This is a genomic window from Leucobacter sp. NPDC077196 (assembly GCF_040687075.1).
Taxonomy (GTDB): Bacteria; Actinomycetota; Actinomycetes; order Actinomycetales; family Microbacteriaceae; genus Leucobacter.
The window spans coordinates 24,140-44,808 of sequence record NZ_JBFBML010000012.1; the positions used below are offsets into that span (position 1 = coordinate 24,140).

The 20,669-nt window shown below is 66.2% G+C and carries 22 protein-coding genes; 12 read left to right on the forward strand and 10 right to left on the reverse strand.

Annotated features, from left to right (window positions below; genetic code table 11):
* Positions 1–36: 36 nt before the first annotated feature.
* Positions 37–558 carry an Lrp/AsnC family transcriptional regulator gene (locus AB0O71_RS11690; protein WP_363745470.1) on the reverse strand — a complete coding sequence of 174 codons (522 nt, stop codon included), beginning with the start codon at positions 556–558 and terminating at the stop codon, positions 37–39.
* Between the two features lie 42 nt (positions 559–600).
* Positions 601–1,836, reverse strand: a complete 1,236-nt coding sequence (gene xseA / locus AB0O71_RS11695; RefSeq protein WP_363745472.1) for an exodeoxyribonuclease VII large subunit — start codon at positions 1,834–1,836, stop codon at positions 601–603.
* A gap of 116 nt (positions 1,837–1,952) precedes the next feature.
* On the opposite strand from xseA, the gene AB0O71_RS11700 reads away from it, so the two are divergent.
* Positions 1,953–2,984 carry a 4-hydroxy-3-methylbut-2-enyl diphosphate reductase gene (locus AB0O71_RS11700; RefSeq protein WP_363745577.1) on the forward strand — a complete coding sequence of 344 codons (1,032 nt, stop codon included), beginning with the start codon at positions 1,953–1,955 and terminating at the stop codon, positions 2,982–2,984.
* Positions 2,985–3,032: 48 nt separating this feature from the next.
* On the opposite strand, the gene AB0O71_RS11705 is transcribed toward AB0O71_RS11700, so the two are convergent.
* Together AB0O71_RS11705 and fbaA are read right to left on the reverse strand one after the other, a co-directional pair.
* Positions 3,033–3,824 carry a DUF6264 family protein gene (locus AB0O71_RS11705; RefSeq protein WP_363745475.1) on the reverse strand — a complete coding sequence of 264 codons (792 nt, stop codon included), beginning with the start codon at positions 3,822–3,824 and terminating at the stop codon, positions 3,033–3,035.
* Positions 3,824–4,852 carry a class II fructose-bisphosphate aldolase gene (gene fbaA / locus AB0O71_RS11710; protein ID WP_363745477.1) on the reverse strand — a complete coding sequence of 343 codons (1,029 nt, stop codon included), beginning with the start codon at positions 4,850–4,852 and terminating at the stop codon, positions 3,824–3,826. The genes AB0O71_RS11705 and fbaA overlap by 1 nt, the downstream gene beginning before the upstream one ends.
* A 64-nt stretch (positions 4,853–4,916) precedes the next feature.
* Between fbaA and glpX the strand changes: the two genes are divergently transcribed.
* Positions 4,917–5,900, forward strand: coding sequence for a class II fructose-bisphosphatase (gene glpX, locus AB0O71_RS11715; protein WP_363745479.1), 984 nt, complete (start codon positions 4,917–4,919; stop codon positions 5,898–5,900).
* A gap of 75 nt (positions 5,901–5,975) precedes the next feature.
* On the opposite strand, the gene AB0O71_RS11720 is transcribed toward glpX, so the two are convergent.
* The 3 genes from AB0O71_RS11720 to AB0O71_RS11730 form a co-directional block, all read right to left on the reverse strand.
* Positions 5,976–6,854, reverse strand: a complete 879-nt coding sequence (locus AB0O71_RS11720) for an HAD hydrolase family protein (protein ID WP_363745481.1) — start codon at positions 6,852–6,854, stop codon at positions 5,976–5,978.
* Positions 6,855–6,903: 49 nt separating this feature from the next.
* Entirely contained in the window at positions 6,904–8,328 is a 1,425-nt protein-coding gene (gene rmuC / locus AB0O71_RS11725; protein WP_363745483.1) for a DNA recombination protein RmuC, read from the reverse strand.
* A 70-nt stretch (positions 8,329–8,398) separates the two neighbouring features.
* Positions 8,399–8,983 carry a 3'-5' exonuclease gene (locus AB0O71_RS11730; RefSeq protein WP_363745485.1) on the reverse strand — a complete coding sequence of 195 codons (585 nt, stop codon included), beginning with the start codon at positions 8,981–8,983 and terminating at the stop codon, positions 8,399–8,401.
* A gap of 129 nt (positions 8,984–9,112) precedes the next feature.
* Here AB0O71_RS11730 and AB0O71_RS11735 point away from each other — a divergent pair, with 129 nt between their 5' ends.
* The 3 genes from AB0O71_RS11735 (at position 9,113) to AB0O71_RS11745 (ending at position 10,861) form a co-directional block, all read left to right on the forward strand.
* Entirely contained in the window at positions 9,113–9,472 is a 360-nt protein-coding gene (locus AB0O71_RS11735) for a DUF2200 domain-containing protein (RefSeq protein ID WP_363745487.1), read from the forward strand.
* Between the two features lie 51 nt (positions 9,473–9,523).
* A complete protein-coding gene (gene ychF, locus AB0O71_RS11740) occupies positions 9,524–10,597 on the forward strand; it encodes a redox-regulated ATPase YchF (RefSeq protein ID WP_363745489.1) in 1,074 nt (357 codons plus the stop codon).
* 66 nt (positions 10,598–10,663) lie between these two features.
* Complete coding sequence (locus AB0O71_RS11745) at positions 10,664–10,861, forward strand: PIN domain-containing protein (RefSeq protein ID WP_363745492.1); 198 nt, start codon at positions 10,664–10,666, stop codon at positions 10,859–10,861.
* Positions 10,862–10,923: 62 nt separating this feature from the next.
* Here AB0O71_RS11745 and AB0O71_RS11750 read toward each other — a convergent pair whose 3' ends face one another.
* On the reverse strand, positions 10,924–12,402 hold the full coding sequence (locus AB0O71_RS11750; protein ID WP_363745494.1) for an oligopeptide:H+ symporter: 1,479 nt from the start codon (positions 12,400–12,402) through the stop codon (positions 10,924–10,926).
* A gap of 156 nt (positions 12,403–12,558) precedes the next feature.
* Here AB0O71_RS11750 and AB0O71_RS11755 point away from each other — a divergent pair, with 156 nt between their 5' ends.
* Positions 12,559–12,768 carry a DUF4287 domain-containing protein gene (locus tag AB0O71_RS11755; protein WP_363745496.1) on the forward strand — a complete coding sequence of 70 codons (210 nt, stop codon included), beginning with the start codon at positions 12,559–12,561 and terminating at the stop codon, positions 12,766–12,768.
* 56 nt (positions 12,769–12,824) lie between these two features.
* Positions 12,825–13,577, forward strand: a complete 753-nt coding sequence (locus AB0O71_RS11760; RefSeq protein WP_363745498.1) for a GTP pyrophosphokinase family protein — start codon at positions 12,825–12,827, stop codon at positions 13,575–13,577.
* Positions 13,578–13,631: 54 nt separating this feature from the next.
* Here the strand turns inward: AB0O71_RS11760 and AB0O71_RS11765 are convergent, their stop codons facing one another.
* Positions 13,632–14,888: a multidrug effflux MFS transporter gene (locus tag AB0O71_RS11765; protein WP_363745500.1), complete on the reverse strand. Its 1,257-nt coding sequence runs from the start codon at positions 14,886–14,888 to the stop codon at positions 13,632–13,634.
* Positions 14,889–14,921: 33 nt separating this feature from the next.
* Here AB0O71_RS11765 and AB0O71_RS11770 point away from each other — a divergent pair, with 33 nt between their 5' ends.
* Genes AB0O71_RS11770 through AB0O71_RS11785 form a run of 4 tightly spaced genes read left to right on the forward strand, consistent with a single transcriptional unit; the run spans position 14,922 to position 17,874 of the window.
* The gene (locus AB0O71_RS11770; protein ID WP_363745502.1) at positions 14,922–15,413 is read left to right on the forward strand and encodes a MarR family transcriptional regulator; all 492 of its coding nucleotides are present in this window, start codon (positions 14,922–14,924) and stop codon (positions 15,411–15,413) included.
* A gap of 5 nt (positions 15,414–15,418) precedes the next feature.
* Complete coding sequence (locus tag AB0O71_RS11775; protein ID WP_363745504.1) at positions 15,419–16,213, forward strand: phosphotransferase; 795 nt, start codon at positions 15,419–15,421, stop codon at positions 16,211–16,213.
* Positions 16,210–17,145, forward strand: coding sequence for a homocysteine S-methyltransferase family protein (locus AB0O71_RS11780; protein WP_363745506.1), 936 nt, complete (start codon positions 16,210–16,212; stop codon positions 17,143–17,145). The genes AB0O71_RS11775 and AB0O71_RS11780 overlap by 4 nt, the downstream gene beginning before the upstream one ends.
* Positions 17,146–17,154: 9 nt before the next feature.
* Positions 17,155–17,874: a hypothetical protein gene (locus AB0O71_RS11785; protein ID WP_363745508.1), complete on the forward strand. Its 720-nt coding sequence runs from the start codon at positions 17,155–17,157 to the stop codon at positions 17,872–17,874.
* Between the two features lie 13 nt (positions 17,875–17,887).
* Here AB0O71_RS11785 and AB0O71_RS11790 read toward each other — a convergent pair whose 3' ends face one another.
* Positions 17,888–18,691 (reverse strand): type II CAAX endopeptidase family protein, encoded by an 804-nt coding sequence (locus tag AB0O71_RS11790; RefSeq protein WP_363745510.1) that lies wholly within the window; start codon positions 18,689–18,691, stop codon positions 17,888–17,890.
* Between the two features lie 239 nt (positions 18,692–18,930).
* Here AB0O71_RS11790 and AB0O71_RS11795 point away from each other — a divergent pair, with 239 nt between their 5' ends.
* Positions 18,931–20,544, forward strand: a complete 1,614-nt coding sequence (locus tag AB0O71_RS11795; protein WP_363745512.1) for an ABC transporter substrate-binding protein — start codon at positions 18,931–18,933, stop codon at positions 20,542–20,544.
* Positions 20,545–20,669 lie beyond the last annotated feature (125 nt).

Consider the following 20,669-nt stretch of genomic DNA (forward strand, 5'->3'; position numbering starts at 1 on the left):
GGTCGCGTCCGGGCGCGCAGCGGCCTGCGACGAACGTCATCGTCCGTTCAACAGCGGAAAAATAGGACGATGCGTGTGGACCGAATCGTAGAGGAAGGTCTCGATGTGCGAGACGCCGCGAATCTCTCGGATCTGCCGATTGATGAGCGTGAACAGCTCGCCGGGCGACGTCGCGTACACCTCGACCAGAATGCTGAACCGGCCCGACCCCAGGACGACGTAGCGCACGCCTTCGAAGGCCGCGATCCGATCGGCGACCGCGTCGATGTCTCCGGACACCTCGATCTGCAGACTCGCAATACTGCTGAGACCCACGGCGTTCGGGCTGGTCACGCCGATCACGCGCACGACACCGCGCTCTTGCAGTCGCTTCACCCGGGCGCGAGCGCCGCCCGGGGTGAGCCCGACCTCGTTGCCGAGTTCGGAATAGCTCATGCGACCGTCGCGCTCGAGCAGCACGATGAGCTGTTCGTCGAGCTCGTCGAGCACTCCGAACGGCTCGGGAGCCTCGACCGAGTGGACTCCGTCTTCGGGCCCCGACTTACGCGCTTTCGCCATGACATGCAGTATTGCATGGGCCGGTGCCACGCCCGGGTGGGCTCAGCGTTGCGTCGCTTCGGCGCCGAGCACGCCACCGGCGAGCGAGAGCCGGATCGCGGTGCCTGCCGGTGCGTCGGCCGGGTCGCGCAGTACCGCGCCGGCCGAACCGGAGTCGTCGGTGATCTGCGCGATCGCGTAGCCGCGCTCCAGGGTCGCCCGAGGGGAGAGCGCGGCGAGTCTTCCGCGCACATCGGCGAGCGATCGCGATCGATCCTCAATTGCGCGGTCGGCGAGTTCGGTGCCGCGGGCGATCCAGCGCACGAGCTCCTCGGCGCGCTCGTCGATGAGGCGGTCCGGAGCCGCGAGCACCGGACGCCCGCGCAACTGCGCGACGCGATCCGTTTCGTGGGCGAGCAACTGCCCGAGGCGCGTCGTGAGCCTGGCGCGTGCTTGATCGAGCCCGGCGAGTTCTTCCCCGACGTCGGGCACGATGCGCTTCGCGGCGTCCGTCGGCGTCGAAGCGCGCAGGTCGGCGACTTCGTCGAGCAAGGGACGATCCGCCTCGTGGCCGATCGCGCTCACGATCGGGGTGGTGGCGGCGCTCGCTGCACGCACCACCCGTTCGTCGCTGAACGGCAGCAGGTTCTGGAAGTCGCCGCCTCCGCGTGCGATGACGATCACCTCGATCTCGGGGTCGCGGTCGAGGGCCTCGATGCCCGCAGCCACTTCTGCGGCGGCGCGGTCGCCCTGAACGGCGGCGTAGTGCATCGTGAACTGCACCCCCGGCCAGCGCAGCGTCGCGTTGCGGATGACGTCTTTCTCCGCGTCGGAATCGCGCCCGGTCACCAGCCCGATGCGGCCGGGGAGGAACGGGAGGCGGCGCTTGCGCTCGGCGTCGAAGAGCCCCTCCGACTGCAGTTGTCGACGAAGGCGCTCGAGGCGTTCCAGCAGCTCACCGATGCCGACGTGCGAGATGTCGAGCACCTGCACCGTGAGCGAGCCGCCCTTCACCCAGAAATTCGGCTTCACGAGCGCGACCACACGGTCGCCGGGTGAGAACTCGCTGGTCAGGCGTTGCGCGACGGAGCGCCACACCGTGCAGCTGATGGTCGCGTCTTGCTGCAGGTCGCGGAGCTTGCCGTACACGTGCCCGCCGCGCAGCTGCCACTGCGTGATCTCGCCCTCGATCCATACCTGGCCGAGCCGGTCGATCCACGCTGCGATCTTCTCGCTCATCTCCGCTACGGGCCACGGGGCGTCACGAGTCGCGGGACCGGTCGATGCTGCGTCTGCCATGTCATCAGCCTAGTTGGCGGGGCCGACATGCAGGCGGCGGCGGTAGAATCGGCCGCATGAACGACACCCAGGTGCGAGACCAGCGCACGATCGGGGCACCCGTGGTGACGCTCGCGATGCCTCGCATGCGCCGTCAATCGGGACGACTGCGCGACCAGCCGGTCGTCGGCGACAAGAAGGTCATTCTCGCCGCCCCTCGCGGTTACTGCGCCGGAGTGGATCGCGCGGTCGTCGCCGTGGAGAAAGCTCTCGTGCGCTACGGAGCGCCCGTGTACGTGCGTAAGCAGATCGTGCACAACGTGCACGTGGTGAACACGCTCGAGAAAATGGGAGCGATCTTCGTCGAAGAGGTGGACGAGGTGCCCGAGGGGGCTCACGTGGTCTTCTCTGCCCACGGCGTCTCGCCCGCGGTCGTCGCGGAGGCCGCGGATCGCGGTCTGCACGCCATCGATGCGACCTGCCCGCTGGTGACGAAGGTGCACCGCGAAGCCGTGCGCTTCGCCAAGCAGGATCTCGAGATCCTCCTCATCGGCCATACCGGTCATGAAGAGGTCGAGGGAACCGCAGGGGAGGCGCCCGACCGCATCACCATCGTGAATTCTCCCGATGACGTCGACGGCCTCGAGGTGCGGGATCCGGATCGCCTGGTGTGGCTCTCGCAGACGACGCTCTCGGTCGACGAGACGATGGAGACCGTACGCCGGTTGCGTGAGCGGTTTCCGAATCTGCAGGATCCGCCGAGCGACGATATTTGCTACGCGACGCAGAATCGGCAGGTGGCCGTCAAGCAGATCGCGCCCCAGGCTGACCTCGTGATCGTCGTCGGATCGGCGAACTCCTCGAATTCAGTGCGCCTCAAGGAGGTGGCGCTCGAGTACGGCGCGCGTGCCGCATATCGAGTGGACTTCGCGAGCGAAGTGCGCCAGGAGTGGCTCGAGGGGGTGCGCACCGTCGGCGTCACGAGCGGAGCGTCAGTTCCAGAGGTGCTCGTGCAAGAACTGCTCGACGACCTCGCGGATGCGGGGTACGGCGACGTCGAAGCCGCGGTCACCGCTGAAGAGGATCTCGTGTTCTCGCTCCCCAAAGAGCTGCGGCAGGACGCGGCGGGAAACCGCGACGCTCGCGCGCTCGGCGGACGCGTGCGCTGAGCCAGACTGCAGGAGTGCCCGATCAGTGATCGGGCACTCCAGGTCACGCTACGGCTGGCTCATCTCCGTCACCGAGTCGAGCATCTTCTGCATCGCATCCGGGGCCGAGGCCGCGCTCAGCAGTTCCGGGACGTTCAGCATTACGACGGTAGTGACGATGATCGTGCCGAGGACGACGATCGCGCCGGCGGTGAGCGGCACCCAGAAGGCGAGCTTGCGCGCGCGCATGCGCTGAATCGAGAAGATGAGGCTCACCGCGAACACCGCGAAGATCGCGATCGCCGTCACCGTGCCGACGGTGCCGACCCACGACGGGACGGTGAAGTCCTCGACCTCGAGGATCGATCCCATGACGGAAAGGCTCGCCGGCAGGTTCATCATCGAGGCGGCGAAGTTCAGCGAGCCGAACATGCCGAGCACGAGCAGGATGATGGTGATGACACGATCCGCCATGCGGGGCTTCTGCTGCGGAACCTCGGGTGTGCCGTGCGTGTGCTGCGGCGCCTGCTGCTGGGGAGCCTGCTGCTGCGGTGCCGAGTCGCGCGTACTCTGCGGGGCAGCAGCGCGGTACGGTTCGGGATCGCGGGAGTTCGACGTGGGCGAGGTCGTCGGCGCTGATGGTGCGACGGCGTTCGCGCCCGCATCGCGCGCTCCGAGGTTATGGGGCACCCCGGTCAGCGGCGAACCGGATGAGGGCGTCGACGAGGCCTCGTTCGGGCGCTGGCCGTCTTCCGTCTCTGGCTTCCACTCCCACCCTTCGGGGGCGAGCTCGCCGTAGGCGGGCAGCGGACGATCGGTCGGGCGCTGCGTCTGCGGGGATTCGTCGTGGGGGAGTGTCACTACGCGCTCACCGACTTCCCTGCGGAGCCGAGCTGTTCGGCCGCGACTGCGATGCGTGCTGCCATTGCCGTCTCGGTGACCTTGCCCCAGGCGCGCGGGTCGTACTGCTTCTTATTGCCGACCTCGCCGTCGATCTTGAGCACGCCGTCGTAGTTCTTGAAGATGTAGTCGGCGAGCGCGCGTGTGAATGCGTACTGCGTGTCCGTGTCGATGTTCATCTTGATCACGCCATTGCGCACGGCCTCAGCGATCTCCTCGGCAGAAGAGCCGGAACCGCCGTGGAAGACCAGGTCGAGCGGCTTCTCGCCAACACCGTACTTCGCCTGCAGACCCTGCTGGATCTCGGCGAGCAGCTCCGGCCGCAACGAGACGCCGCCGGGCTTGTAGACGCCGTGGACGTTGCCGAACGTGAGCGCCGTCAGGTAGCGACCCTGGTCGCCGAGGCCGAGCGCCTCGACCGTCGCGACTGCATCGTCGAGTGTCGTGTAGAGCTGGTCGTTGATCTCGTGGCTGACGCCGTCTTCTTCACCGCCGACGACGCCGATCTCCACCTCGAGCACCACGTTCATCGCGGAGAGGCGGGGGAGCAGTTCGCGTGCGATCTCGAGGTTCTCGGGCAGCGGAACGGCCGAGCCGTCCCACATGTGCGACTGGAAGTAGGGCAGGCCGCCCTCCGCGACGCGCGCCTCGCTCGCGGCGACGAGCGGCAGGAGGAAGTCGTCGAGCGCGTTCTTCGGGCAGTGATCCGTGTGCAGTGCAACGGTGACGTCGTACGCCTTCGCGACCTCTTCCGCGTACTTGGCGAACGCGATGGCGCCGCCCGCGCGGTTCTTCACCGTGTGCCCGGCGAGATAGTCGGAACCGCCCGTGGTCACCTGGATGATTCCATCCGACCCCGACTCCGCGAAGCCCTGCAGGGCGGCGTTGAGGGTCTGCGAGCTCGAGACGTTGACCGCGGGGAACGCGAAGGATCCGGCCTTCGCGGCGTCGAGCATAGCGGCGTACTGTTCCGGTGTTGCAACGGGCATGTGCGCTCCTTGACTTCGTAGGGTTCCGCTTCGTCGCACCAGTCTACGCGGTAGGGTTGCAGCTATGACTGAACCTGTTTCGCTGGGCGAATGGCAGCCCGATCGCAACCTCGCAATGGAGCTCGTGCGCGCTACGGAGGCGGCAGCGATGCGCTCGACACCGTGGATCGGACGCGGCGACAAGCTCGCGGCGGATGGTGCGGCGGTCGACGCGATGCGCCGTTTCCTGTCGACGGTGAACATGCGCGGCACCGTGGTGATCGGCGAAGGCGAGAAGGACGACGCGCCCTGGCTGTACAACGGCGAGGTCGTGGGCAACGGCGAAGGCGCCGAGTGCGACGTGGCGGTTGACCCGATCGACGGCACCCGTCTCACCGCGGAAGGCCGCCCGGGCGCGCTCTCGGTGATCGCGGTTGCCGATCGCGGCAGCATGTACGACCCGTCGGCGGTCTTCTACATGGACAAGCTGGTGTGCGGCCCCGTCGGCGTCGGCGTCGTCGACATCCGGCGTCCCATCGGCGAGAACATCCGCGCCCTCGCCCGCGCGAAGCGCGTAGACGTGTCCGACATTCGCGTCGCGGTGCTGGATCGGCCGCGCCACGAGCAGCTCATTGCCGACATCCGTGCGGCCGGTGCCGGCACCCGCCTGCTCATGGATGGCGATGTCGCCGGTGGCGTCAACGCTGCTCGCTGGGATTCGAACATCGATCTCTGCGTCGGCATCGGCGGCACGCCAGAGGGAATCATCACGGCGTGTGCGGTGAAGGCTCTGGGCGGCGTGATTCAGGGACGACTCTGGCCGAAGGATGACGAAGAACGCCAGCGCGCGATCGATGCGGGCCACGACCTCGACCGCGTGCTCGAGGCGAACGACCTCGTCGCGAGCGACAATTGCTACTTCGTCGCAACCGGCATCACGGACGCCGAGTTCGTCGACGGGGTCAAGCGCAACGGCCCGTTCGTGCGCGCCGAGAGCATCGTCATGCGTGCGCACTCCGGCACCATCCGCCACGTCACGAGCGATATGGATCCCAACCGCTGGTCGTGATCGGGTGATGTCGAAGGGTCCGGGTGCAGCGCGCCCGGACCCTTCGACGTTTCACCACGGCGCCTGCGTGCGGAGTCAGATCTCGAACGGCGCGTCGGTGGGGAAGTGCTTGCGCAGACTGAGTCCCACGCCCTCCTCATCGTTCGAGAGTGTGCGTTCGACGTGCGGTGCGACGGTCAGCGTCGAGTCTGCGTTGCCCATGAGCACGCCGATGCCGGCGGCGTCGAGCATGGGCACGTCGGCCTCGGTGTCGCCGAAGGCGATCACCTCGTGCAGGTCGATGCCGAGGTGGGCGGTCAGTGATGTCAGTGCGGTGTGCTTGCGCGATGCGGTGACTTCGAGCACGCGGGCGGAGAAGTGCGCGAATGCGCCCGGCAGTTCGCGGTCGATCGCCGCCTTGATCGGTGCGAGGGCGTCGGGGTCGCCACGGAACATGACTTTGAAGACCGGGTCCACTGGGATGGCCGGGGGCGTGCCGTCTCCGATCGTATTCGGCCAGATCGAAGTGTTGCGCGCTTCGCGCAGCCCCCAGAATCCCATGTCGCTGACGTGCCACTCCGCCGCGGTGTAGAGCCCGACATGAACGTCGGCTCCGGCGGCCGCTTCGAGCATGCGCGCGACATCTTGACGCTCGAACGGATGCTCTTCGAGCACGACGAGCCGCTCGCCTTCACGCACTCGTATCGTGCCCCCGCCGAACGCGATGTGCGACGCCGGCACCCCGAGCTTGCGCTCGATGATCATGGAGGCGGCGATGGCGCGCGCCGTGACGATCACGAGCTGCGCCCCGGTCGCGACCACTCGCGCGATCTCGTCCCGTGTGAACGGCGTGATCTGCTTCGCGCTGTTCGTGAGCGTGCCATCGATGTCGATGGCGAGCAAACGGGGAGTCACCGAGGCATCAGCGCGCGGCGGGCTGGGAAACGGGGTGCGCGGGTGTGCGTCGGATGCCATGGTCATACGCTAACGCAACCGCCCGTCTGCATCTGGCGCACTGGAATGCTCACTCGTCGTCCCACAGGCTGCGCGTGGCTGATTCGGGCTCCGCGCTCGGTACGAGATCGTCGATCGCTTCAGCCGCACTTCCGGCGGGCTCCAGTGTCTCCACTGCGCGCAACCGTTTTTCGACGGCGCGCGTGCGGCGTCCCGCCTCACTCACCGTGTTCTGCGCTGTGGCGAGCTGTTTGCCGAGCTTCTCCCACACCTGGCCGTACTTCTGGAATTCGCCCTTCGCTGCGCTGAGCACCTGCCAGACCTCGGAGCTGCGGCGCTCGATGGCGAGCGTGCGGAACCCCAGTTGCAGGCTATTGAGCAGCGACATGAGCACAGTCGGTCCGGCAACAGTGACGTGAAACTCCGACTGGAGCTTGCTGGTGAGGCCCGGGCGGCGAATCACCTCGGCGAACAGCCCCTCGGTCGGCAGATACATGATGCCGAAGTCGGTGGTGTGGGGTGGCTCCAGATACTTATCGCGAATGAGTTTCGCCTGGGTGATAATTACGCGCTCGACCAACTTGCTCGCCGCCTCGACCTCGCCGCGGTCGCCGCGCTCCTGCGCCTCGAGGAGACGCTCGTAGTCTTCCTGCGGAAACTTGGAGTCGATCGGCAACCACACGGTTTCATGATCATCGCCGCGACCGGGCAGCTTCACTGCGAACTCCACGCGCTCAGCAGAGCTCGGGCGCACGGCAACGTTCTCTGCGTACTGCTCTGGGGAGAGCATGTCTTCGAGTTGACGCGCGAGCTGTACCTCGCCCCAACTGCCGCGATTCTTCACGTTCGTCAGTACGCGTTTCAACCCGCCGACATCTGAGGCGAGCGTCTGCATCTCGCCGAGCCCCTTCTGCACCTGCTCGAGCCGATCGCTCACGAGCTTGAACGACTCGCCGAGCCGGCGCTCCAGCGTTCCCTGCAGCTTCTCGTCGACGGTCTCCCGCATCTTCTCGAGCTTTGCCTCGTTCCCCTGGCGCAGCTTCTCGATTTCCTCGCGCAGTACCTGCTGCAGTTCGGCCTGTTTGGCGACGTGCACCTCCCCGAGCGTCTGCACACGTTGAGCGTTCTCGTCGAGCGACACCTTCAGGCGCTGCTGCAACTGCTCGCCGACGGCGACGCGCACTTGTTCGAGCTTCGCGTCATTGGCTGCACGAAGATCGTCGAAGCGGGCTTCGACGCTCGACCGCAGCGCGTTCTGCGAGGAGAGAGTCGCCTGCGCACTGGTGTGCAGCCGGTCGTTCATGCCAGAGAGCGTCAGGCCGATCTCATTGCGCTGCGCGGAAAGGTCCTGCCGAATCTCGCCTGAGACGCCTCTGAGATCGACGCCGGGAGCCGCGGTGCTCCCTCTCCGCCCGGTGCGTATGAGCACGATGACGAGTACTGCGATGAGCAGCAGAAGATTTGCGCTGAGGAGCGCGACAGTCAGAGTGTTCATGTTCTCCCGGGTTTCTGGATCGAACGGGCGTTGCCCTCACGCTGCCGCATGCCACCGACATTCGAGCGCGTCAGAGCTTCAGCGGAATCGCTTTCAGCTGCTGAATGCGCACTCCGGTCTGCTTCGCGAGCGCCGCGACCGTGTCGACATCGTGCCGTCGGGCGGCATCAGTGATGATCGCGGCGCACGCCTCGGCATCCGCGAGTGCGTCGTGGTGCGCGAAATCTCCGTAGCCCGCAGCGGCTGCGGAGAGCGGCAGTCGGTGCGACGGGATCTCGTATGTTTTGCGCGATACCTGCACGCTGCAGAGGTATCGGAGCCGTGGCGTGGGAGTTACGGTCTCGGCGCACGCGGCGCGGATCACGCCCATGTCGAAGCTCGCGTTGTGCGCGACTGCTACATCGCTGCCGATGAAGTCCCGCAGCTCAGCGAGTTGACCGGCCCAATCGCGCGAATCTGCCACCATCGCAGGCGTGATTCCGTGGATCTTGATGTTGAAGGGGAGAAAGGTCGCGTGCCCAGATGGGGGTCGGATCAACCAGTGCACGCGATCCACCACCGCGCCTGCGCGCACCCGCACCATGCCCACTGAGCACGCGGAAGACGGGTGGCTGTTCGCGGTCTCAAAATCGATGGCGGTGAAGTCGACGGGCACGGTTCAACTCTGTCACACGCCCCTGACACTCTCGGGCGCGGCCCGGCGGGGCCAGGCCGGATCCGCGAGGTGCGGCGCTCAGTGCGACAATGGGTGCGTACGAGCCGACAGTCGAACCGGAGGCATCACATGGCCGAGCACCGCATCTACTCGACGAGTTTCGCGAGCGTCTATGTGCACTACGTCGCCAAAGCTGAGCGCAAGGGGCACACGCGCGGCGAGGTCGATCAGGTCATCAGCTGGCTCACGGGCTACGACGCCGGTGACCTCGAACGCATCGTCGCCGACGAGACGGACTTCCGCACGTTCTTCGCCGAGGCGCCGCGCATGAATCCGAACGCGAGTCTGATCACCGGTCTGATCTGCGGCATCCGCGTCGAGGAGATCGAGGATCCGCTGATGCAGCAGATTCGGTACATGGACAAGCTCGTCGACGAAGTCGCTCGCGGCAAGAAGATGACCTCCATTCTGCGCGGCACCCCCGCCTGAGGGTTTCGCGCCGTCGCTCAGCGTGGCCCGAGCCGCGTAGACTCGTCTCCCGTGGCTCTAACTATCGGCATCGTAGGTCTTCCCAACGTCGGCAAATCGACCCTGTTCAACGCGTTGACGCAGAACGACGCTCTCGCTGCGAACTATCCGTTCGCGACGATCGAGCCGAACATCGGCGTCGTGAACCTGCCCGATCGTCGGCTCGATGTGCTGGCCGAGATCTTCGGCTCGGAGCGCATCCTCCCCGCTCCGGTCAGCTTCGTGGACATCGCCGGCATCGTGCGCGGCGCGAGCGAGGGCGAAGGGCTCGGCAATCAGTTCCTCGCGAACATTCGCGAAGCCGATGCGATCGCCCAGGTCGTGCGCGGCTTCTCGGACCCCGACGTGATCCACGTCGACGGCGCGGTGAACCCTGCGAGCGACATGGAGACGATCAACACCGAACTCATCATCGCCGATCTTCAGACCGTCGAGAAGGCGCTCGTGCGCTTCGAGAAAGAGCTGAAGAACAAGAAGATCGACCCCTCGGTCGTCGAGACGGCGAAGGCGGCTCAGGCCGCGCTGAACGAGGGCAAGGTGCTGTCGCAGGCAGGCCTCGATCTCGAGCCGATCAAAGAGCTCGGCCTTCTCACCGCGAAGCCGTTCCTCTACGTCTTCAATGTCGACGAGACCGTGCTGCAGGATCAGGCGCAGCTCGACCAGCTGGCATCCCTCGTCGCGCCGGCGCACGCCATCTTCCTCGACGCGAAGATCGAGAGCGAACTCATTGAACTGGATGCTGAAGACGCGGCCGAGCTGCTCGCGTCGATCGGTCAGGAGGAGAGCGGTCTCGATCAGCTCGCGCGCGTCGGCTTTGAGACTCTGGGGTTGCAGACCTACCTGACGGCTGGGCCGAAGGAAGCCCGCGCCTGGACGATCAAGCGAGGCGCCACGGCGCCGCAGGCGGCCGGCGCGATCCACACCGACTTCGAGAAGGGCTTCATCAAGGGCGAGATCATCTCGTTCGAGGACCTCGTCGAGACCGGTTCGGTCGCAGAGGCCCGGGCCAAGGGCAAGGCTCGCATGGAGGGCAAGGACTACGTCATGCAGGACGGCGACGTCTGCGAGTGGCGCTTCAACGTCTAACGGTCCTGCACAGCTCGCTAGCAAGGCGAGTTCTCCACAGATCGCTCCTACCGTGGAGGGAACGCGGTGTTGCCGTTCGACGAGACGTGCGCCGAGGCCTACGCTGACCTCTTGTGCGAGCGAGAACGAGCGGGGCTGCCCATCTCGATGGCCGATGCGCAGATCGCGGCCATTTGCCTGGCGCATGATGCCGTGTGCGCCACGCGGAACACCGAGGATCTCGCGAGCACGGGAGTCCCGCTCGTCGATCCGTGGGGATTCTGATGCGCACGGGATTGAGCGCACGTGACTGACCGCTCAGAGCGGGAACGACTTCGACTCGCTGCTCAGCGAATCCCTCGCATCAAGCGCAGGATCGGCGCCTTCACCGTCGCGAGCACGATGCCGACCGCGATCGATGCCAGTCCGATCGTCAAGAAGTAGGGCACCTCGTTGTCGGTCGAGTAGAGGCCCGACAGGGCCCCGGCGGCAGCCGACCCGAGTGCGATCGAGAGGAAGTGGAGCGCCACCATCTGCGAGTGGAACGCGTGGGGCGAGAGCTTCGTCGCGAGCGATTGGCCGACGGGGGAGATGCAGAGCTCGGCGAAGGTGAACAGCAGGAGGATGAGCACGATCGCGTAGAAGGGCACCGAGCCGTTCGCTCCGCCCGAGAACGGGATGAAGGCGAGGAAGGCGAGCCCCATGATCACCGTGCCGAGCGAGAACTTGATGGGCGTGCTCGGCTGACGCTCGCCGAGCTTCGTCCAGATCGCGGCGAACACGCCGGCGAAGAAGATGATGAACACGGGATTGATCGAGGTGATGACGCTCGGGGGGAGTTCGAAGCCGAACAGATTGCGATCGAGGCGCCGGTCAGAGTAGATCGCGAGCACGGTGAACTGCTGCTGGAACAGCGTCCAGAACACGGCCGAGGCGACGAACAGCGGGATGTACGAGAACACCCGACTGCGCTCTTCGGAGGTGACGCGCGAGCTCGAACCGATGACTGAGAAGAGTGCGATCGCGGAGACGATCGTGAGCGCAACGACGATGACCGAGAGGTTCTCAGCGCGCAGCAGCCCGAGCAGGGACGCGATTGCGATGATGACGATCGCCGCGGAGAGGATCAGGATCCACCGCACCCGTTCGGGCCGCGTGAGGGGATTCGTGGGGCGCGAGCCCGACTCGGTGACGGTGTGGCGACGCAGCAGCAGATACTGCAGGAGTCCGAGGGCCATTCCGATCGCAGCGAGCCCGAATCCCCAGTGGAAGCCCTGCCAGCCCCAGACCAGGCTGGTGAGAAGCGGGCCGATGAATCCGCCGATGTTCACGCCCATGTAGTAGATCGAGAACGCGGCATCGCGCCGCACGTCGCTCGGGCTGTACAGGTCTCCGAGCACGGTCGAGGTGGTCGTCTTGAGCGACCCGGCCCCGAGTGCCACGCTGACGAGCCCGATGCCGAGGCCGACGACGCCAGGGAAGACGGCGAGGGCGATGTGCCCGAACATGATGATGACCGCGGACGCGACCAGGGTCTTTTCGGCACCGAGCACTCGGTCGGCGATCCAGCCGCCGAGCACCGACGAGAGGTAGACGAGCCCGCCGTATGCGCCGACGATGGACGTCGCCGCGGCCTCCGACATACCCAAGCCGCCCTCGGAGAGCGAGTAGTAGATGTAGAAGGCGAGGAGCCCCTGCATGCCGTAGAAGCTGAAGCGCTCCCACATCTCAACGCCCGCGAGATTCGCGAGGCCCCACGGATGCCCGAAGAACCCGCGATCCTGCTTCACTGCGGTCGTGTTTCCGGCGTGCCCTTGCTCGGTCATAGTCAGCCCCTGCTCTTCCGTCGATTCTCCCGCGGATGTCGTCGTTGTGCAGCCGAGGCATAAGCATAGTCCGCCTCCTCAGCAGCGCTGGGGCTCGTGCTAGCGTGGGCGCACGGCAGTTCACCCCGCGCATCGGTACTCACAGAGGAGGCAACCGTGACGGAGCAGGTCACCGGCCCGAAATCCTACTTTCCGTCGATCGAGCAGAAGTACGGGCTTGGCATCGACGAGTGGCTGGAGCGCCTGCGCCCACTCGCCGGGCAGAAGCACATGGAGCAGGTGGCGTTCTTGAAGGAGCAGGGCATGGGGCACGGACACGCCAATGCGCTCGTGCACGTGTTTCGCGCGGAGCACAACGGTGCCTGACCGAATCTCGACGTCGATCTCAGGTCGAGCTGGTGCCGGAGAGGTAGCCTGAACGCATGAGTAATCCGACGGCTTCTGCGCAGAACGATGGCGCGCTCGAAGATCCAGCCGACGACCAGATCACGATCTCGCCGAGTGCGCTGCGAACGCTCGGCGATCAGATGCAGCGGTTCATGCTCGAGTATCGATTCGCGATGGAAGAAGTCGAGACGAAGCTCGCGATTCTGCGAGAAGAGTTCTTGCACATGCACGAGTACAATCCGATCGAGCACGTCTCGAGTCGGGTGAAATCGGTCGAGAGTCTTGTTGCGAAGCTCGAACGGCGCGGCATCGGTACCGATTTCGATGTGATTCGCACCGAGATCTACGACATCGCCGGCGTACGCGTGACCTGCGCGTTCATCCGCGACGTGTACCAGCTGTTCGATCTGCTCACCCAGCAGGACGACATCACGGTACTCGAGGTCGAGGACTACATCGAGACACCCAAATCGAACGGGTACAAGAGCCTGCACACGATCATCTCGGTGCCCGTGTACTTGTCTACGGGGCGCGTGGACGTGCCCGTTGAAGTGCAGTTTCGAACAATCGCCATGGACTTCTGGGCGAGCCTCGAGCACAAGATCTATTACAAGTACGAGCGTCAGGTTCCCGACACCCTGATTCGCGAGCTCAAGCACGCTGCGGAGACGGCGGCCGAACTCGATACTCGTATGGAGCGCCTGCACGTGCAGATGCACGGCGAGCCGCCGCTGCACACCGCACCGCTCGAGCTTCGCGCGGTGCGCGACCGCATCCACCGCGTGTAGCGGTCGTGCGTGAGGCGGTCGCTGGCGAGTGCGCCGCCCGCGACCTCGCCAGGGTTACGCGGTGACTCGCCGAGCGCGCCCGAAGACGAACGCGATGATCGCGACCGCCGCAGCCGCGACCATGATGACGGCCAGCGGAAGCGCGGTCTGCTCGCCGCCGATGCTGACGAACGGCGACACCGCGGCGGCGAAACCGAACTGCAGGGCGCCGAGCAGGGCCGATGCGGTGCCGGCCGCACCGGGCACGGCCGAGAGCGCGAGCGCCGTGACATTGCCCATGACGAAGCCGAGCGAGCCGACGACTACGAACACCGCTGCTGCGAGCACCCACGGAGACGCGGCCAGGAGCGCGGCGCCGAGCATGACGAGCGAACCGACGGTCACCCCGCCGAGCCCGATCGCGGCGAGCGTGCGAGGGCCGAGACGCGTGACGAGGCGAGCGGAGACTGCGCTCGTCACCATGAGCGCGAGCGCGTTCACGCCGAAGAGCAGCCCGTACTGCAGCTCGCTCGCGCCGAGCATCGACTGGTAGAGGAAGGGCGACGCCGAGATGTACGCCATCATCACGGTGAATGCCGCGGCGAATGCGATGGTGTGGCCGATGTACTGGCGGGAGGCGAGCCGGCGCACGGGTGAGCCCTGAGCTCGACGGTGCTCGGCGAGCTGTGCGCGGCGATCGGCGGGGAGCGTCTCGCGCACGCCCCAGATCACGGCGATGAGCATCACGACGGCGATCCCGAGCAGGACCGCGAGTACTCCGCGCCAGCCGAGCGGTTCTGCAAGTACGCCGCCGATCAGCGGAGCGACGACGGGCGCGACTCCGCTCACGATCATCATCAGGCTCATGGCGCGTGCAGCGACGGCGCCCGTCGCGAGGTCGGAGATGATCGCGCGTCCGAGCACCATGCCCGCGGCGCCCGAGATTCCCTGCAGTACGCGCGCGGCGACGAGGATTCCCAGGTTCGGTGCGAACACCGCGGCTGCGCTCGACAGGATCAGCACTGCGGCGCCGATGAGCAGCGGAATGCGCCGTCCGAAGCGGTCCGAAAGCGGCCCGAAGATGAGCTGCCCGATCATGATTCCGACGAGGAACCCCGTGAGCGTGAGCTGCACACCCGTCGCGGTGGTGGTCAGATCGGCCGCGATGGCGGGAAATGCCGGTAGGTACAGGTCGATGCCGAACGGGCCGACTGCTGAAAGCAGCCCGAGTACGAGGAGGAGTGCGGGGCCGAGCGCCGCGGTCCGTGGAGTCGCAGGCGTCTGCGTCTGGGCAGAAGGGGCCAGGGGGGAAGGAGAGCGGGATTCGGACATAAATAGTTATCTTACTATAAATATCTGCACTGCATGGCCTACGATGATGTCATGCCCGACGTCTCGATCGATCGCGATGCGCTCGCAGATCTTGCCAGCGCAGTCGTTTCACTGGCCCGTGAGATCGAATCTCGGAACGCGCACCCCGACTACGTTCCATTGACGCAGACCGAACGTCTCGTGCTGGGAACGCTCGATCGTCACGGAGAAACCGCACCGAGTGAGCTCGCCGAGCGACTGGGGCTGCAGCGTTCGAACCTGAGCACAGCTTTGCGCGGGCTCGAAACGAAAGGGCTTGTGGCCCGGCGCCGTTCGAGCCCCGATGGTCGGGGTGTGCTCGTGCGATCCACGCCCCTCGCCGCCGAGAATCTCTCCCGTCTGCGTGCCCGCTGGGCGGAGGTGCTCGAAACGGTCGCTCCCGACGCCTCCGTTGCCTCCGACGCACCCGACACCGTCGACCTGGCGGCGACGCTGCAGCAGATGAGCAACGCACTCGTCGAGCAGCGACGCATCCGGGTACGGTGAGAGTCATGGAGCGCGAGCATCTTCCCGGCGGTTCGGGCGGCGTGTGGCTGGTGCAGGAGACGAGCGGCGTCACCCGGGTGCACCGTCCCACAGGCCCGTGGACGCCCGCGGTCCACGCGTTGCTGGCGCATCTCGACGCGCAGGGGCTCGACGGCATTCCGCGCGTGCACGGCGTGGACGCCGACGGCTGGGAGATCCTCGATTATCTTCCCGGCCGCACGATCGACCCAGAGCGCGCCGGCGTCGGCGATGCGGCGCTCGCGGAGGCCGCGTCGTGGTTGCGGCGCTTCCACGATGCGGTGCGGGGGTTCGCCCCAGGTGCACTCGAATGGCGGCAGGGGGTGCAGCGCCTCGAGGCCGGTCAGGTCATCTGCCACAACGACCCGGGGCTCTACAACTGGGTGGTCGTCGACGACGATTTCGCCGGAATGATCGATTGGGATCGCGCCGGCCCCGGGTACCCGCTCGACGATCTCGCCTTCATGTGCTGGTCGAGTGTGCCGCTGCTGCGCGAGATCCCGCCTGCAGATGCGGCGCGGCGGCTCGCGATCGCTGCACAATCCTACGGTGATGTGACCCCGGCCGAGCTGCTGTCGGCGGTCGAAGCGCGCATGTCGCTCATCGCGGCACGGTGGCGCGATGGCATCGAGCGCGGCGATCCCGGTACGCTCGCACTGCGCGACGCGGGCATCATGGATCGCCATCACCGCCGTGTGGAGGGGTTCTCTCGGCGCCGTGCCGCGATCATGGCAGCGCTGTCGACAGCGGCAGTACCACCCGATTCGGAGGAAGCATTATGACGATCTTCGTGACAGACGGCGGCATCGAGACGGCGCTGACCGATCGCCTCGGGCAGCAACTGCCCGAGTTCGCAGCGTTCGTGCTGCTCGATTCTGCAGAGGGCAGGATCGCCCTGCGCGAGTATTACCTGCCGTTCTGGGCGGTGGCGCGTGAGCACGACATGGTGCTCGTGCTCGACACCCCGACCTGGCGGGCGAATGCGGACTGGGGAGACCGGCTCGGATACGACGCTGCAGCGCTCGCCGGGGTCAATGCCGATGCTGTTGCGTTCGTGCGCGAGCTCGACGAGGACGCGCAGCAGCCGACGCCCGAGGTGATCGTCAACGGCTGCATCGGCCCGCGCTTCGATGACTATGTCGCTGACCAGCGCATGAGCGCGGAGAATGCCGAAGCGTACCACTCGGACCAGGTGCGCGCGCTCGCCGAAGCGGGCGCCGACCGCGTGACCTCCGTCACCACCTTCGATGCTGCGGAGGGCATCGGCGTGGTGCGCGCTGCCGTTGCGTCGCGCATTCCGGTCTTCGTCTCGTTCATCGTGGGCGCCGACGGGAGTCTCGCCGACGGCAGCTCGATCGCCGATGCAATCGCAGCCGTCGATCGCGAGACCGACGCTGCGCCGGAGGGGTTCTTGATCAACTGCGCGCATCCGAGCGAGGTCGCCACCGGGATCGCCCGAAGCGCCGGAGCGGTCGAGCTCGACCGCATCGTCGGATTCCGACTCAACGCGGCGGCGACGGGCGACACCGGTGCGGGGGACGAGCCGCGCGCCTTCGCCGAAGCCGAGCTCGAGCTGCGCAAGCTGGCGCCGTTGGCGAACGTGTTCGGAGGCTGCTGTGGCACCGATGCTCCGCACATCGCCGCGCTGGCCGAGCTGGGCGCTCCGGAGGCCGCCGTGAGCGGTGCGAACGAGGCTCCCACCAGACGCGGATAGGCTGTCGACGTGAGTAAAGACCCATTCGAGGAACTCTTCGGGCCCGCAGACGCCGAACCGCCGGCGGAGCCGCGACCCGTTCCCGCACGCGAACGACTGTCGTACGAGCAGGCAGAGCGCGTGCGCACGGCGCAGCTGTCGACCGAGCCGCGGAGTGAGAACACACGCAGAGCGCCGAAAGCGCTGCCCTGGATCGTCGTCGGAGCGGTAGCCGTGATCGCGATCATCGTGTGCATCGTGCTCGTGAACCTGGCACGCGGGGGCGCGACCGACGGCGACAACGCGTCGAACGAGGCCCCGGCAACGACATCCGCCCCGAGCGAGACCCCCACGCCCTCGGCTTCGGCGGATTCCGACGACGCGGCCGATGCCGATGCAGCAGACGATGGCGACGAAGAGGATCCGAACGAGGTTCCCTCGGTCGAGGTCGGGCCCACGACCCCTCTCGACATTCCCACCTGGGGCGCGACGTCTGAGCTCAGCCTGAAGTTCGGGATGACGAGCTACTCAATTCCCGACAACGTGAATCTGCAGCTGAGCAGTCCGTTGATCAATTCGCTGCCGGAGGAGTGCGCGGCCATGCGCACCCAGTGGGGAATCACGCAGGGCGCCGACGGCACCTACTCTGTGCTGAAGCCCGCGGAGACCTGCGAGGCCGCCCCCGAACTCTACGACGAGCTCTGGGGCCTGACCGACGCCTTCGCGAAGAGTGTGACCCCCGTCGGGTGATGCTCCTCGAGGGCTACCCGGCTGGAGCGCCGAAGAGCGCGGGCCACAGAGCCAGTGCGAGCGGGTAGCCCGCGAAGCTCGCGATATCGAGAATCCAGTGGGCGACCACGAGGGGGAGCGCGCGACCCCACCGGTGGTAGACCCACCCGAAGACGACGCCCATGATGACGTTGCCGACGAATCCGCCGAATCCCTGGTACAGGTGGTAGCTACCGCGCAGCAGTGCGCTCGAGACGATGGTGGCCCAGGGGCCGACGCCGAGACGCTTGAACCGTTCGAAGAGGTAGGCGACGACGATGAGCTCTTCGCCGAGGGCGGCGCGGAGTGCCTGCAGCACCAGTACCGGGACCGTCCACCACGCGGCGTCGAGAGCGGTGGGCACCACGGTCGTGTTGATGCCGATGGCTTTGGCGAAGAGGTAGAACGCGATGCCGGGTATGCCGATCGCGGCGGCGAGCAGCACGCCCCCTCCCGTTTCGCGCGCCCACCAGGGTCCCGCTCCTCGTCCCGTGGAGCGCACCGGTCGGCCGAGCCCCAGTCTGCCGAGGTGCGGCCGCGAGCTCGACCAGAGCACATAGATCACCAGTGCGACCGGGGCGAGACCGAAGCCGAACGCCAGGAGCTGGTAGACGAGATCGAATACCGGCCGCTCTGAGAGCGCGCGGTTGATGGTGGCCGTCTGCTGCGACAGTGCGGTGTCTCGGGTGACCCGATCGATGATCGCGACGATCGCGTACACGGCCGACGCCCCGAAGGAGAGCGCGAGCACGATGGCGATCTCCCAGCGAATGCGGGTGCGGGACGCGACTGAAGTCATGGCGCCAGCGTATCGCCGGACTCTCAGGAAGATGTCGGGAGCCCACAGCGTGAGAGAAATACGGGGTCGAAACTTTCATGGAGAACTACAGATCTCTGTTACGAAGGAGTTACGCTCGGCCGAATTGTCCGCATCCGGTCTGACAGGTCTGTAGGCTGTTTTCGTACTATCGAATCTGTCGGGTGCAATCGAACGAGAGTTCTATCGGCATGCCGGGGGACATTTCAAGGAGGAAACCAGTGAAGCGATCACGGATCGGCTACACGTTCATCGCCCTGGCCGCTGCAGGCGCGCTCGCGCTGTCGGGCTGCTCGTCGAACGGCGGCGAGGCCGGTGGCGGGGACGCAGGCTCAGGCGGCGGCATCATTACCGTCAACAACACCGAGCCGCAGAAGGGGCTCGTTCCCGCTGACACCACGGAGGTCGGCGGCGGCAAGGTCGTCGACGCGCTCTGGGAAGGCCTCGTCTACTACGACATCGACGGCATGACCCAGATGGGCGTCGCGGAATCGATCGAGTCGGAAGACAACATCACCTGGACCATCAAGCTCCGCGAAGACGCGGTGTTCTCGGACGGCACCCCGGTCATGGCGAAGAACTTTGTGGACGCCTGGAACTACGCTGCCAACGTCGACAACGCGATGGGCAACCAGTACTTCTTCAGCACCATCGAAGGCTTCAGCGAGACCGATCCGGTCGAGGAGATGTCGGGTCTCAAGATCGTCGACGACTACACCTTCACCGTGGCAGCGACTCCCGACTTCCCGGATCGCCTGGGCTACTCGGCCTACTACCCGCTTCCCGATGTCGCGTTCGACGACATGGAGGCTTTCGGCCAGAACCCGATCGGCAACGGCCTCTACATGATGGACGGCGAAGGTGCGTGGAAGCACAACGAGTCCATCAGCCTGGTGAAGAACGACAGCTACGTCGGGCCTCGCGAGGTCGCGAACGATGGCGTGGACTTCAAGATCTACGCGTCGCTCGATGCGGCATACACCGACCTGCTCGGCAACAACCTCGATGTGCTCGACCAGATCCCCGACACGTCGTTCGCCGTGTTCCAGGATGAGCTCGGCGATCGTGCGATCAACCAGGCCGGCGCGCTCACGACGACGCTCGCGATCTCGGAGAACCTCGAGCACTTCTCGGGCGAAGAGGGCAAGCTGCGCCGCGCGGCGCTCTCCATGGCGCTCGACCGCGACGAGATCATCGACGTCATCTTCGAGGGCACGAACGTGCCCGCGAAGGACTTCACCTCCCCGGTGGTCGACGGCTACGCCGACGACCTCGAGGGTGCCGAGAAGCTCGAGTTCAACGCCGATGAGGCGAAGAAGCTCTGGGCCGAGGCCGACGCCATGAGCCCGTTCGAGGGCACGCTCGAGGTGGCGACCAACTCCGACGGCCCGCACCAGGTGTGGGTCGAGGCTGTCGCCAACCAGTGGGCGAACAACCTGGAGATCGAAGCTGCCCCGAAGCTGTACCCGACCTTCCAGGCCTTCCTGGATGATCGCGAAGCCGATGTCGTGGGCGGACCCTTCCGCGCCGGCTGGCAGGGCGATTACCCCGGCGCGTACAACTACCTGCAGCCCCTCTACTACACCGGTGCGAGCTCGAATCACGGGTTCTACGCGAACTCCGAGTTCGACGCACTGCTCGACGATGCCGCTTCGGAGAGCGATCACGATGCACGCATCGAGATGCTGAACGACGCGCAGGAGATGCTGCTCGAAGACATGCCGTCGATTCCGCTGTGGTACCAGGGCACGACCGGTGGATACAGCGAGGGCGTCGACAACGTCGCCTTCGGCTGGAACTCAGTGCCGCTGTTCAACGAGATCACCAAGAACTGATTCAGTTCTCTCAGGCCCCGAACGCGCTGTTCGGGGCCTGAACCTCGTCCGGGCCCCGTTGGGTTCGGGCGAGACCATTTCCGACGCGGCAGGGACACCGGCGTCCCGACTACGTTTCGCGCCAC

Bases quoted from the DNA above. Each gene is read 5' to 3' on its own strand.
- AB0O71_RS11690 (WP_363745470.1), bottom strand. From the start codon at position 558: ATGGCGAAAGCGCGTAAGTCGGGGCCCGAAGACGGAGTCCACTCGGTC.
- xseA (WP_363745472.1), bottom strand. From the start codon at position 1,836: ATGGCAGACGCAGCATCGACCGGTCCCGCGACTCGTGACGCCCCGTGG.
- AB0O71_RS11700 (WP_363745577.1), top strand. From the start codon at position 1,953: ATGCCTCGCATGCGCCGTCAATCGGGACGACTGCGCGACCAGCCGGTC.
- fbaA (WP_363745477.1), bottom strand. From the start codon at position 4,852: ATGCCCGTTGCAACACCGGAACAGTACGCCGCTATGCTCGACGCCGCG.
- glpX (WP_363745479.1), top strand. From the start codon at position 4,917: ATGACTGAACCTGTTTCGCTGGGCGAATGGCAGCCCGATCGCAACCTC.
- AB0O71_RS11720 (WP_363745481.1), bottom strand. From the start codon at position 6,854: ATGGCATCCGACGCACACCCGCGCACCCCGTTTCCCAGCCCGCCGCGC.
- rmuC (WP_363745483.1), bottom strand. From the start codon at position 8,328: ATGAACACTCTGACTGTCGCGCTCCTCAGCGCAAATCTTCTGCTGCTC.
- AB0O71_RS11735 (WP_363745487.1), top strand. From the start codon at position 9,113: ATGGCCGAGCACCGCATCTACTCGACGAGTTTCGCGAGCGTCTATGTG.
- AB0O71_RS11750 (WP_363745494.1), bottom strand. From the start codon at position 12,402: ATGACCGAGCAAGGGCACGCCGGAAACACGACCGCAGTGAAGCAGGAT.
- AB0O71_RS11760 (WP_363745498.1), top strand. From the start codon at position 12,825: ATGAGTAATCCGACGGCTTCTGCGCAGAACGATGGCGCGCTCGAAGAT.
- AB0O71_RS11765 (WP_363745500.1), bottom strand. From the start codon at position 14,888: ATGTCCGAATCCCGCTCTCCTTCCCCCCTGGCCCCTTCTGCCCAGACG.
- AB0O71_RS11770 (WP_363745502.1), top strand. From the start codon at position 14,922: ATGGCCTACGATGATGTCATGCCCGACGTCTCGATCGATCGCGATGCG.
- AB0O71_RS11775 (WP_363745504.1), top strand. From the start codon at position 15,419: ATGGAGCGCGAGCATCTTCCCGGCGGTTCGGGCGGCGTGTGGCTGGTG.
- AB0O71_RS11780 (WP_363745506.1), top strand. From the start codon at position 16,210: ATGACGATCTTCGTGACAGACGGCGGCATCGAGACGGCGCTGACCGAT.
- AB0O71_RS11790 (WP_363745510.1), bottom strand. From the start codon at position 18,691: ATGACTTCAGTCGCGTCCCGCACCCGCATTCGCTGGGAGATCGCCATC.